Genomic DNA, 534 nt, shown 5'->3' on the forward strand with positions numbered 1-534 from the left:
TGCCGGCGGCGGCGCTGGCGGTGGTGCAGGCGGCGATCCTGGCGCGCATCGCGCGCTCCGCGCTGCTGGACATCGCCCGCGAGGACTTCATGCGCAGCGCCCGCGCCAAGGGCCTCTCGCGCCGCGCGGCGCTGTGGCGGCACGGCCTGCGCCACGCCGCGATCCCGCTGCTGACGCTGGGCGGGCTGCAGTTCGCCAACCTGCTGGCCGGCACCATCGTCATCGAGAACGTCTTCACCTTGCCCGGCCTGGGCCGCCTGATGGCGCAGGCGATCGCCAACCGCGACCTGATCGTCGTGCGCAACGGCGTCATGGGGCTGGCGGCGCTGGTGCTGCTGCTGAATTTCACGATCGACCTGCTGCACGGCTGGATCGATCCCCGGCTGCGCATGCGGGCCGAGGCCGACGTCGAGGCGGAGGGCGCGGCATGAAGGACGGTGCAAAGGGCAGCATGAGGTCCGGCATGAGGCGCGCCGGCTTCCTTGCCGGCGCCGCGCTGACCGCCGCGCTGCTGCTGGCGGCGCTGCTGTCGCT

The 534-nt window shown here is 73.4% G+C and carries 1 protein-coding gene; it reads left to right on the forward strand.

All coding sequences use genetic code 11. The annotated features are described in order from the left end of the window. A partial coding sequence (locus tag FUT87_RS26485) for an ABC transporter permease (RefSeq protein WP_147242914.1) occupies positions 1 to 431 on the forward strand: 431 nt, incomplete at its 5' end. Positions 432 to 534 lie beyond the last annotated feature (103 nt).

The organism is Mitsuaria sp. TWR114, from assembly GCF_007997345.1.